Origin of the sequence: Rhodococcus opacus, from assembly GCF_012396235.1 — a bacterium.
In the GTDB taxonomy this organism is placed as follows: Bacteria; Actinomycetota; Actinomycetes; order Mycobacteriales; family Mycobacteriaceae; genus Rhodococcus_F; species Rhodococcus_F opacus.
Genome location: NZ_JAAXPA010000033.1, coordinates 94,548 through 105,752, shown reverse-complemented (window position 1 = coordinate 105,752; position 11,205 = coordinate 94,548). Strand labels below are relative to the sequence as shown.

The 11,205-nt window shown below is 67.0% G+C and carries 12 protein-coding genes and 1 tRNA gene; 7 read left to right on the top strand and 6 right to left on the bottom strand.

Annotation, left to right across the window (positions count from 1 at the left end; all coding sequences use genetic code 11):
• From HGB39_RS32120 to HGB39_RS32095, 6 genes are all read left to right on the top strand, one after another.
• The coding region (locus HGB39_RS32120; protein ID WP_446676964.1) for a transketolase-like TK C-terminal-containing protein at positions 1-653 on the top strand (653 nt) is incomplete at its 5' end.
• A gap of 75 nt (positions 654-728) precedes the next feature.
• Positions 729-2,000: a PucR family transcriptional regulator gene (locus HGB39_RS32115; RefSeq protein WP_005261202.1), complete on the top strand. Its 1,272-nt coding sequence runs from the start codon at positions 729-731 to the stop codon at positions 1,998-2,000.
• 127 nt (positions 2,001-2,127) lie between these two features.
• Positions 2,128-3,045 (top strand): ACP S-malonyltransferase, encoded by a 918-nt coding sequence (locus HGB39_RS32110; RefSeq protein ID WP_005247836.1) that lies wholly within the window; start codon positions 2,128-2,130, stop codon positions 3,043-3,045.
• 106 nt (positions 3,046-3,151) lie between these two features.
• A complete protein-coding gene (acpM, locus tag HGB39_RS32105) occupies positions 3,152-3,463 on the top strand; it encodes a meromycolate extension acyl carrier protein AcpM (protein ID WP_005247839.1) in 312 nt (103 codons plus the stop codon).
• An 8-nt stretch (positions 3,464-3,471) separates the two neighbouring features.
• Positions 3,472-4,722: a KasA/KasB family beta-ketoacyl-ACP synthase gene (locus HGB39_RS32100; protein WP_005571522.1), complete on the top strand. Its 1,251-nt coding sequence runs from the start codon at positions 3,472-3,474 to the stop codon at positions 4,720-4,722.
• A 94-nt stretch (positions 4,723-4,816) separates the two neighbouring features.
• Positions 4,817-6,250, top strand: a complete 1,434-nt coding sequence (locus HGB39_RS32095; RefSeq protein ID WP_005261204.1) for an acyl-CoA carboxylase subunit beta — start codon at positions 4,817-4,819, stop codon at positions 6,248-6,250.
• A gap of 72 nt (positions 6,251-6,322) precedes the next feature.
• On the opposite strand, the gene HGB39_RS32090 is transcribed toward HGB39_RS32095, so the two are convergent.
• The 4 genes from HGB39_RS32090 to HGB39_RS32075 form a co-directional block, all read right to left on the bottom strand.
• Positions 6,323-6,832: a DUF3145 domain-containing protein gene (locus HGB39_RS32090; RefSeq protein ID WP_005261205.1), complete on the bottom strand. Its 510-nt coding sequence runs from the start codon at positions 6,830-6,832 to the stop codon at positions 6,323-6,325.
• Positions 6,833-6,957: 125 nt separating this feature from the next.
• Entirely contained in the window at positions 6,958-7,776 is an 819-nt protein-coding gene (locus HGB39_RS32085; protein ID WP_005572425.1) for a serine hydrolase domain-containing protein, read from the bottom strand.
• 45 nt (positions 7,777-7,821) lie between these two features.
• Positions 7,822-8,949 (bottom strand): NDMA-dependent alcohol dehydrogenase, encoded by a 1,128-nt coding sequence (locus tag HGB39_RS32080; RefSeq protein ID WP_005247847.1) that lies wholly within the window; start codon positions 8,947-8,949, stop codon positions 7,822-7,824.
• Between the two features lie 110 nt (positions 8,950-9,059).
• Positions 9,060-9,578, bottom strand: a complete 519-nt coding sequence (locus HGB39_RS32075) for a DinB family protein (RefSeq protein WP_005570866.1) — start codon at positions 9,576-9,578, stop codon at positions 9,060-9,062.
• Positions 9,579-9,644: 66 nt separating this feature from the next.
• On the opposite strand from HGB39_RS32075, the gene HGB39_RS32070 reads away from it, so the two are divergent.
• Positions 9,645-10,478, top strand: coding sequence for an MBL fold metallo-hydrolase (locus HGB39_RS32070; RefSeq protein ID WP_210753108.1), 834 nt, complete (start codon positions 9,645-9,647; stop codon positions 10,476-10,478).
• 16 nt (positions 10,479-10,494) lie between these two features.
• Here the strand turns inward: HGB39_RS32070 and HGB39_RS32065 are convergent, their stop codons facing one another.
• Positions 10,495-10,998, bottom strand: coding sequence for an adenosine-specific kinase (locus tag HGB39_RS32065; RefSeq protein WP_206032578.1), 504 nt, complete (start codon positions 10,996-10,998; stop codon positions 10,495-10,497).
• Between the two features lie 74 nt (positions 10,999-11,072).
• Positions 11,073-11,146, bottom strand: a tRNA-Ile gene (locus HGB39_RS32060).
• Positions 11,147-11,205 lie beyond the last annotated feature (59 nt).

Below are 11,205 nucleotides of genomic sequence, written 5' to 3'. Positions count from 1 at the left end.
CTGGGTTCGGTGGGGAGGACATCTTCTACTACATCACCCTCTACAACGAGCCCTACTCCCAGCCCGCCGAACCCGCCGACCTCAACGTCGAGGGCCTGCTCAAGGGCATGTACCTGTTCAAAAAGTCGCAGGCATCGGGCCCGAAGGCGCAGATCCTGGTCTCCGGTGTCACCATGCCCGAGGGGCTGCGGGCCCAGCAGCTGCTCGCCGACGAGTGGGGTGTGGCCGCCGACGTGTGGTCGGTCACCTCCTGGGGTGAACTGCGCCGCGACGGCATCGAACGGGAGAAGCAGGCCCTGCGCGACCCCGGCACCGACGCCCCGCTGCCGTACGTCACGCAGGCCCTGTCCGACGCCGCCGGCCCGTTCGTGGCGGCCTCGGACTGGATGCGCGCGGTCGCCGACCAGATCCGCCAGTGGGTCCCCGGCTCGTACACCACCCTCGGCACCGACGGGTTCGGCTTCTCCGACACCCGCCCCGCCGCCCGCCGGTACTTCAACGTCGACGCCGAATCCATCGTCGTCGCCGTGCTGTCCGCCCTCGCCGGCGAAGGCACCCTCGACCGCTCCAAGGCCGTCGAGGCCGCCAACCGGTACCGCATCGACGACGTCCGCGCCGCGGCCGTCTCCTACACGGATACCGGTAGCGCGTAACGCCGAGATCCTCACCCACCGCCGCCCGTGTGTCCGTCGGACAACACGGGCGGCGGTGGGCGTAGGTTCTTGACTATGGTCGAGCAGAGTCCGTTGGTCTCCCGCAGACGACAAACCCGGGATCCGTTGCCCGACGCACTGTTGCGTCGCGTCAAACAGTTCTCCGGTCGCCTCTCGACCGAGGCCGTCACGACGATGCAGGATCAACTGCCGTTCTTCGACGACCTCGACGCCGCTCAACGCTCCAACGTGCAGTTGCTGGTTCAGACGGCGGTCGTCAACTTCCTCGAGTGGCTCAAGAATCCGGACAGTGACATCCGGTTCAGCCTGGACGCGTTCCAGGTGATTCCGCAGGATCTCGCGCGCAGGCTCACCCTCAGCCAGACGGTGGACATGGTCCGCGTGGCGATGGAGTTCTTCGAGCAGTGGCTCCCGGCGCTCGCCCGCAACGACCAGCAACTGATCGCCCTCACCGAGGCCGTCCTCCGTTACGGTCGCGAATTGGGTTTCGCGGCCGCCTCGGTGTACGCGAGTGCCGCGGAGTCCCGCGGCGCCTGGGACACCCGGCTCGAGGCACTGGTGGTCGACGCTGTGGTCCGTGGTGACACGGGCTCGGACATGTTGTCGCGGGCGGCGACCCTCAACTGGGACGCCACCGCCCCCGCCACCGTCATCGTGGGCACTCCCCCCGAGGACGAACGGGTCTCCGTGGTCGGCACGGTCCACACCATCGCGCAGAAACACGGCCGCGCCGCCCTCGCCGTGGTGCAGGGTTCGCGGCTCGTGATGGTCGTCAGCGGCGAACTCCAGGAGGGGTCGGGGCACTCGAGCTTCATGACCGACCTGCTCGGCAAGTTCTCGGACGAGCCGGTGATCATCGGGCCGACCACGCCGACGCTGGGCGCGGCGCACTTCAGTGCCGTCGAGGCGCTCGCCGCGATGCAGGCGGTCGCCGGCTGGCGGGGAGCCCCTCGGCCCGTCCACGCCGCCGAGTTGCTACCCGAGCGCGCACTGCTCGGGGACAACGCCGCGGTCACCGCTCTGAACGACCATCTGGTCGCGCCACTGGCGGCCGCCGGAGGTGTTCTCACCGACACTTTGGACGCATATCTCGACTGTGGAGGTGCGGTTGAGACTTGTGCCCGGCAGCTGTTTGTTCATCCAAATACTGTGCGGTATCGACTCAAGAGAATCGCCGAAGTCACCGGTCGCGATCCGACGAATCCACGGGATGCGTATGTACTCAGAGTGGCTGCCACAGTGGGTCGATTGACACATTCCCATAACGAACCCATATCACGTTTAACACCAGTCACACCCTTCCCATTCGGAGAAGCAGGGCTGTAACGAACGTCTGTCCAGATTCGATGCGAGGACCCCACGTGCAATTTTGTGGGAACCCAACAAATCCGCCGACAAAGGTTCATCCGCAACGACATCTCGCAGCACGCCGTTGACGGTGTTCTCTTGAAGAGTGATTTCGTTGCTCGCCCCGGGTCAGGGCTCTCAGACTCCCGGCATGCTCATCCCTTGGTTGGAGCTGCCGGGTTCTCATGACCGTGTCGCACTGTGGTCGAAGGCTGCCGGCCTCGACCTCGTCCGCCTCGGTACCACCGCGACAGCGGAGGAGATCACCGACACGTCGGTGACTCAGCCTCTCGTCGTGGCCGCCGCACTCCTCGCCTTCGAGGAACTCGACGCGCGTGGCCTGGTTCCCGCAGACACCATCGCGGCCGGGCACTCGGTCGGTGAACTCGCCGCAGCCGCCGTCGCCGGAGTCCTCTCCGCCGACGATGCCGTCGCCCTCGCCGCCGTCCGCGGCGCAGAGATGGCCAAGGCCTGCGCACTCGAACCGACCGGCATGTCCGCGGTCCTCGGGGGCGACGAGGCCGAGGTGCTCGCCCGCCTCGACGAACTGGGCCTCGAGCCGGCCAACCGCAATGCGGCGGGCCAGATCGTCGCGGCAGGTCTGCTGTCGGCGCTCGAGGAACTCGCGGCCAACCCGCCGGAGAAGGCGCGGGTGCGCGCACTTCCCGTCGCAGGCGCGTTCCACACCCGGTTCATGGCTCCCGCGCAGGAGGCCGTCACCGAGGCTGCGTCCAAGATCACACCGGGTGAACCTACCCGCACTCTGCTCTCCAACGCCGACGGCGCACCGGTCGCATCCGGAGCCGACGCACTGACTAAACTGGCCGCGCAGGTAACCCGACCTGTGCGTTGGGACCTGTGCACCGCAAGCCTGCGGACCGCTCAGGTCTCCGCGATTGCGGAACTTCCACCAGCCGGAACCCTCGTCGGTATCGCCAAGCGTGAAATGCGCGGTACGCCGACTCTGGCACTCAAGACCCCGGGGGATATCTCCGCGCTAGCCGAACTGACAGAACTCGGCTAGTTTGCTGCGCGCACCTCGGTGCGTGCAGGGCCCGCAGGCGCGGCCGATGGGGACGTGCCTGCACAACTCCAGATACATCTACACCGAATCAGAAGGGAGCCACTCAGTGGCCGCCACCCAGGAAGACATCATCGCCGGACTCGCGGAGATCATCGAGGAGGTCACCGGTATTGAGCCGTCCGAGGTGACCATCGAAAAGTCTTTCGTCGACGACCTCGACATCGACTCCCTCTCCATGGTTGAGATCGCCGTCCAGACCGAGGACAAGTACGGCGTGAAGATCCCCGACGAGGATCTCGCCGGACTGCGCACCGTCGGTGACGCCGTGTCCTACATCCAGAAGCTCGAAGCAGAAGGTGGCGCCGACGCGGAGGCCGTGAAGGCGAAGCTCGAAGCTGCCAAGAACGACGAGGAGTGAGCTCAGCCGTGACTTCCGCCTCGACCAACGGGAAGCAGTTCCCCAACATCGTCGTCACCAGCCTCGCGGCCACGACGTCGATCGCTGGTGACGTGGATGCCACGTGGAAGGGCCTGTTGGCCGGCGAGAGCGGCATCGACACCATCCGGGAAGCCTTCGTCACGGAGAACGACCTTCCGGTGACGATCGGCGGCAAGCTCAAGGTGTCGCCCGACGAGTCGCTGTCCCGGGTCGAGATCCGCCGGATGAGCTTCGTCGAGCGGCTGGCGCTCGTCCTGGGCCGTCAGGTCTGGGAGAACGCCGGCAGCCCGGAGGTCGACAAGGATCGCCTCGGCGTCGTCATCGGCACCGGACTGGGCGGCGGCGAAGCTCTGATCGACGCCGTCGAGAAGATGAAGGCCGGTGGCTACCGCAAGGTGTCGCCGTTCGCCGTCCAGATGGTGATGCCCAACGGTCCGTCGGCCACCGTCGGACTCGAGCTCGGGGCCCGCGCCGGAGTGATCACTCCCGTGTCGGCCTGTTCCTCGGGTTCCGAGGCCATCGCCCATGCGTACCGCATGCTGGTGATGGGCGACGCGGACATCATCGTCGCCGGTGGTGTGGAGGGATACCTCGACGCCGTGCCGATCGCGAGTTTCGCGATGATGCGCGCGCTGAGCACCCGCAACGACGATCCGAAGGCGGCTTCGCGGCCGTTCGACAAGGATCGTGACGGCTTCGTGTTCGGTGAGGCCGGAGCGATGATGGTCCTTGAAACCGAGGAGCACGCCAAGGCTCGCGGTGCCACCATCCACGCCCGTCTGCTGGGCGCGGGAATCACCTCCGACGGGTTCCACATCGTCGCGCCCGACCCCTCGGGTTCGGGCGCTGCGCGGGCCATGACGAGGGCGATCGAGACTGCTGGATTGACGAAGTCGGACATCCAGCACATCAACGCGCACGCCACGGCCACGCCGATCGGTGACACGGCAGAGGCGAACGCCATCAAGGCTGCCGTCGGCAACCATGCTGCGGTGTACGCACCGAAGTCCGCGTTGGGGCACTCGATCGGCGCCGTCGGTGCGCTCGAGGCGGTGCTCACGGTCCTGAGTCTGCGTGACGGAGTCATTCCGCCCACGCTGAATCTCGAGAATCAGGATCCAGAGATCGACCTGGATGTCGTCAAGGGCGAAGCCCGTTACGGCGAGATCGATTTCGCGATCAACAACTCGTTTGGTTTCGGTGGGCACAATGTCGCGCTCGCCTTCGGCCGGGCCTGACAGCCGGTCCTGCTAGATCGCGGGTGGAGACCCCTTCTCTGAAGGGGTCTCCACCCATCGACAGCCCACCCGGGCCCGCCACAAGGAGGACGCGATGACAATCTTGGCACCCGCGACTAAGTCCGATGCGTCGATCGATCCGCGCGATCCCCTTGCGCGCCTGGAGAAGCTGTTCGACGCCGGGACAGTCGTCCCACTCCATCCGCGGGACAAGTCCGGTGTTCTGGCCGCGTCCGGCAACATCGACGGTGTCCGCACCATCGCCTACTGCTCCGATGCCACCGTCATGGGCGGCGCCATGGGCGTCGAAGGCTGCAAGCACATCGTGACGGCGATCGATACCGCCCTCGAGGAAGACGCCCCGATCGTGGGTCTCTGGCACTCGGGTGGCGCGCGTCTCGCCGAGGGCGTCGAGGCCCTGCACGCGGTCGGACTGGTCTTCGAGGCCATGGTCCGCGCGTCCGGCCGCGTCCCACAGATTTCCGTCGTCCTCGGCTTCGCAGCCGGCGGTGCGGCGTACGGTCCCGCGCTGACCGACATCGTGATCATGGCGCCGGAGGCCCGCGTCTTCGTCACCGGACCGGACGTGGTCCGCAGTGTCACCGGTGAGCAGGTCGACATGGTGTCCCTCGGCGGTCCCGACACGCACACGAAGAAGTCGGGTGTAGCGCACATCGCCGCCCACGACGAGGGCGACGCCCTGCACCGGGCACGCCGCCTGGTGTCGATGTTCTGCGAACAGGGCGAGTTCGATCAGGCCGCGGCCGCGCACGGCGACACCGATCTCCGCGCGCTCATGCCCGAGTCGGCGAAGCGCGCCTACGACGTCCGTCCGATCGTTCACGAACTTCTCGACAACGTCGAGGGCGAGTCGAGTTTCGAGGAACTGCAGGGCAATTACGCCCGCAGCATCGTCACCGGTCTCGGCCGCCTCGGTGGCCGCACCGTCGGAGTCATCGCCAACAACCCGCTCCGCCTGGGTGGCTGCCTGAACTCGGAGAGTGCCGAGAAGTCGGCTCGTTTCGTCCGGCTGTGCAACGCATTCGGCATCCCGCTCGTGGTGATCGTGGACGTTCCCGGATACCTCCCCGGTGTGAGCATGGAATGGGAAGGCGTCGTACGCCGCGGGGCCAAGCTCCTCCACGCGTTCGCCGAAGCCACCGTCCCCCGCGTGACCGTCGTGACCCGCAAGATCTACGGCGGCGCCTACATCGCCATGAACTCCCGCGCGCTCGGCGCCACCGCCGTCTACGCATGGCCCGATGCCGAGGTCGCTGTCATGGGCGCCAAGGCCGCCGTCGGCATCCTGCACAAGCGCGCCCTGGCCGCAGCGCCGGAAGAAGAGCGTGAGGCCCTGCACGAGCGTCTGGCCGTCGAACACGAGAGCATCGCCGGGGGCGTCGACCGTGCCGTCGCGATCGGGGTGGTGGACGAGGAGATCGATCCCGCCAAGACGCGCAGTGTCATCACCGCCGCCCTCGCCGCCGCTCCCGCCTGCCGCGGCGACCACAAGAACATCCCGCTGTGATCTGAGCTCTGGTCGAGAGAAGGCCCCCGCCGGTGTTGTGGCGGGGGCCTTTTCGCGTTCGTGAGCGGGGTGTCAGCCGACGTCCCGGCGCAGCCAGGTGACCTCGGCGCCTTCTCCGCCGCTGCGGAACGGCTCGAGAGCCTCGTCCCAGGCGGTTCCGAGTGCGTACTCCAGTTCGGCGGCGATGTCGCCCCCCGCTTGCATCAGTGCCCGCAGGCGCATCTCCCCCACGACGACATCGCCGTTCGCGCTGGTGGACCCGTGCCACAGACCCATGCCGGGCACGTGACTGTACCGTTCACCGTCCACGCCCTCACTGGCGTCCTCGGTGACCTCGAACCGCAGCATCGGCCAGGCGCGGAGTGCGTTGACCAGGCGCGAGGCGGTGCCCACAGGCCCTACCCAGCTGGTGGTCGCGCGCAGAACGCCGTTGGAGGCCGGCTGCGAGGTCCATTTCAGGTTGGCTCGGCAGTCGAGGGTCGCGGTCAACGCCCATTCGATATGGGGGCACAACGCGGCGGGCGACGAGTGGATGTAGACAACACCAGCCGTCGCGTCCGCGAACTGATTCAATGCGCGCACTCGAGCCTCCTGCTTCGACGAGGGACGTCTTCCCCAACGGCCTCAGTCGGTGTGTGCAGCACGCTCGGTTGACCAGTGTGCCTTGTGATGCCTGTGTTGCGCCAGTGATTCGAGCAATCGGTGTGTCATCGTCCTCTGCGTTCCGCGAGGATACCGTCGCTCAGCTCGGTCCACAGGGGCTTGGCCCAGTCGCCGAAATCCCGGTCCGTCAACGCGACGCACGCCAGTCCGGCGGCGGGATCGACCCACAGGAAGGTGCCGGACTGCCCGAAGTGGCCGAAGGTCTGCGGCGAGTTCGCGGTGCCCGTCCAATGCGGGCTCTTGCCCGAACGGATCTCGAACCCCAGACCCCAGTCGTTGGGCCGCTGTGAGCCGTATCCGGGCAGGATTCCGTCCAGGCCGGGAAACTGCACGGATGTGGCGTCCGTGAACGTCTGAGGCGAAATGAGGGCCGGGCGGAACAGTTCCGCAGCGAACCGGCCGAGATCGCCCGCCGACGCCTGCGCGCCGTGGCCGGCGGGCCCGACGAGAGCGGACCCGCCCATCGAGAGCGGGGCGAAGACGGATTCCGCGACGTAGTCGGCGAAATCGATCGACGTCTCGGCGGTGAGGAAGTCGGCGAGCACCTCGTAGCCGGCGCTCGAGTAGATCCGCTTACGCTCCGGTGCCGTCTGCACACGATTCGCGTCGAACGCGAGACCCGACGCGTGCGCCAGCAGGTGACGCACGGTCGAGCCCTCCGGACCTGCGGGCTGGTCGAGTTCGACGGCCCCCTCCTCGGTGGCCACCAGGACTGCGTACGCGCAGAGCAGTTTGGTCACCGAGGCCAGGGGGAAGACGCGCTGCTGGTCGCCGTACTCGCCGAGCACCCCTTCGTCGCGCGACAGGACCACCGCCGCAGCGTTGTCCACGGGCCATCGGGCAATCTGATCGAGACTCTGCACCCGGTCAGCCTACGAGAGCGGCCCGCGGTCGGCTGCGGCGAGCCGTCACCAGTCGGCTTCGGTGTACCGGATGACGCCGCGAATGTTCTTGCCGTCGAGCATGTCCTGATACCCGTCGTTGACACCTTCGAGGGTGTAGGTGCGGGTGATCATGTCGTCGAGGTTCAGCTGCCCCGACTTGTACATGGCCAGCAGGTTGGGGATCTCGACCCGGGCGTTTCCGCCGCCGAAGATGGTGCCCTTCAGGTCCTTCTGCAGCATCGAGAAGAGGAACAGGTTCAGCTTGACGTCCATGTCGGTCATCGCGCCCATGGCCGTGACGACGCACGTGCCGAACTTGCTGGTGAGCAACAGTGCTTCCTCGACGTATTCGCCGTGCATCTCCCCGACCGTGATGATCGTCTTCTGTGCCATCAACCCGTTGGTGAGCGCGATGATCGGCTCGATTGCGGCCGCGGCACTCTCGAACGCGTGGGTGGCCCCGAACTTCAGCGCCTGTTCCCGCTTCCACGGCACCGGGTCGATGGCGAAGATCTGACGCGCCCCGGACGCGACTGCGCCCTGCAGTGCGCTCATGCCGACGCCGCCGACGCCCATGATGACGACGGATTCGCCGGGCTTCACCTCTGCCATCCGCGTGGCCGAACCCCACCCGGTGGGAACGCCGCAGCCGACGAGGGCGGCGACGTCGAACGGAATGTCCTTGTCGATCTTCACGACCGACGTCTCGTGCACGACCATGTACGGCGAGAACGTCCCGAGGAGACACATGGGGATGACGTTTTCGCCGCGCGCGTGGATGCGGAAGGTGCCGTCGCTGATCGCCAGCCCGCTCAGAAGTCCCATCCCGAGGTCACAGAGATTCTGGTGTCCCGCCGAGCACGCCGGACAGCGCCCGCAGGCAGGCACGAACGACAGCACGACGTGGTCGCCGACTTCGAGGTCCTTCACCTCCGGCCCCAGCTTGGTGATGACGCCGGACCCTTCGTGCCCGCCCATCACCGGGAAGGAGGCCATCGGCATCGAACCGGTGACGATGTGGTGGTCGGAGTGGCACATTCCGGCGGCTTCCATGCGAATCTGCACCTCGCCCGCGACCGGATCGCCGATCTCGATCTCCTCGACCGACCACGGCTCGTTCAGGCCCCACAGGATCGCACCCTTGGTCTTCATGTGACTCCCAACCCTTCATTCATGTCTGCGCATCTGCTGATGTGACGATAGACACAAACGGGCTGAATTGGAACACGTTCTACCGAATCGGGTCCGGGAATCCGAAACTGTTACCCCGACACGTCGTGGAGGTGATGGATCGGATCGTGGACGAAATACTTGGCCAGCGACTCCACCGTGAACGACGCGCCGTCACTCCGCCGCCCGGTCCGCACCCGGAATTCCGGCGCGACGGCTTCGAAGTCGTCCGCCGCCGCCGCACCGGCCGCACGCAGCTCGGCGTCCACGACGGCCGGATCCTGCTCGTTGTAGCGCTCGGCGACCGCGGTCTCGTCCTGATCCCAGTTCGGGAACAGTGGATCCGTCTCGTCGAGCATGAGCCGGAGCCGGACGTCGAAGATCCGGAACACGTCGCGAACGTGTGCGGCGTACTCGAGCGCCGACCACGTCTGCTCGTCCGGCCGGACTGTCACGTCGGGGCGGGTGAGGACCGGCGACCATGCCTCCACGTTCACCCGGACCAGCGCCGGAATGTCCTCGTACCGGGTTGCCGCCGAGTCGAACCCGCAGTCGGGACACGCCCGGTCGAGGACCCAGGTCCAGTTCTTCGTGTCGGGAGTGATCGCCATGGCCGTCATCGTAGAGCGACCACAGATCCCGACGTGCGAGTGCCGCCCACCGGTACGGTCGCGAGCATGCACGCCACCTTCCTCGGTGTTTCCACGATCCTGTTGTCCGACGGCGAGACATCGCTGATGACCGACGGGTTCTTCTCCAGACCGCCGCTCCTGCGATCGGTACTCCGTCCGCTGCGCCCCGACGGTGCCGCCGTCGACCGCGCCCTCACGCGAACCCGAACCGACCGCCTCGCCGCCGTCCTCGTCGCGCACTCGCACTACGACCACGCGATGGACTCCCCGACGGTGGCGCAGCGCACCGGTGCGGAGCTCGTCGGTTCGCCGTCGACGCGTCACATCGCCGAAGGTTATGGGTTCGCGATGGACCGGTTCCGAACGATCCAGCTGCGAACTCCCCTGAGATACGGCGCATACGAGGTGACGGCGCTGCCCGCCGAGCACAGCCCCCGGGCGAAGTTCCCGGGCACGATCGAACACGCGGTGCACCCGCCGGCATCGATCGGCGAATACGCGCAGGGCGACTGCTTCTCGTTCCACTTCGCGCACCCCGACGGCCGCGTCCTCGTCCACGCCAGCGCGAACTTCGTGCCCGGTGCGCTCGACGGATACGACGCCGACACCGTCTATCTCGGCATCGGCACACTCGGCAAGCAATCCGACCAGTTCCGCCGCGACTACTGGGACGCACTCGTGACCCGGACCGGCGCACGCCGCGTGATCCCGATCCATTGGGACAACTTCTGGAAGCCACTCGACAGGCCGCTGACGCCGCTCCCCCGCTTCGCCGACAACTTCCGGCGGTCCCTGCGGTTCCTCACCGAGAAGGGCCGGTCCGAGGGTGTCGACGTGCAACTCCCCGTTGCCTGGGAACGCGTCGATCCGCTGGTGTAGTCCGAGTTCCGCTCGCTCAGAGCTTGTAACCGATCGTCCGGAGCAACGCCTTGCGGTCAGCGACGTCGGCGTCGGTCTCGACACCGGCGGGTGAGCGCCCGTCGATCACGCCGGCGATGCCCCGGCCGAGTTCCGTCTCGGCCACGATGATTTCGACGGGGTTGGCGGTGGCGCAAAAGATGCCGCACACCTCCGGCACCTGCTTCAGCGTGTTCAGGACGTTCACCGGGTAGCCGTCCTCCAGGAACACGAAGAATGAGTGTCCCGCGCCGACGGCAACAGCGTTGCGGGTGGCCAACTCGACGAGACGGTCGTCGTTGCCGGAACAGCGAACGAGGCGAGGCCCCGAGGCTTCGCAGAACGCGATACCGAACCGGAGGTGGGGGCTCACTCCCGCCAGCGCCTCGTGCACGTCCTCGACGGTCTTGATGAAGTGGGACTGTCCGACGATCACGTTCATGTCGTCGGGCTTGTCGATCGCCACGATCTGCAGGTCCACGATGGCCTCCTCGGATGCCATTCAGTCTGCCCCGCTCCGGCACGGAGAACAACGACGGAGCGGGCGTTCGACCATCGGGGATCCGCGGAAGACGGTGGGGCGGGCGGGGCTCGAACCCGCGACCAATGGATTATGAGTCCACGGCTCTAACCGACTGAGCTACCGCCCCATCGCCGCAGTTCTCGCGATCGCGGCGTGCCGATGTTACCGTGCGCCCGCCGTGGGCGC

Coding starts and splice junctions, on each gene's coding strand:
- HGB39_RS32065 (WP_206032578.1), bottom strand. CDS start 10,998: ATGGCATCCGAGGAGGCCATCGTGGACCTGCAGATCGTGGCGATCGAC.
- HGB39_RS32070 (WP_210753108.1), top strand. CDS start 9,645: ATGCACGCCACCTTCCTCGGTGTTTCCACGATCCTGTTGTCCGACGGC.
- HGB39_RS32080 (WP_005247847.1), bottom strand. CDS start 8,949: ATGAAGACCAAGGGTGCGATCCTGTGGGGCCTGAACGAGCCGTGGTCG.
- HGB39_RS32095 (WP_005261204.1), top strand. CDS start 4,817: ATGACAATCTTGGCACCCGCGACTAAGTCCGATGCGTCGATCGATCCG.
- HGB39_RS32115 (WP_005261202.1), top strand. CDS start 729: ATGGTCGAGCAGAGTCCGTTGGTCTCCCGCAGACGACAAACCCGGGAT.
- HGB39_RS32075 (WP_005570866.1), bottom strand. CDS start 9,578: ATGGCGATCACTCCCGACACGAAGAACTGGACCTGGGTCCTCGACCGG.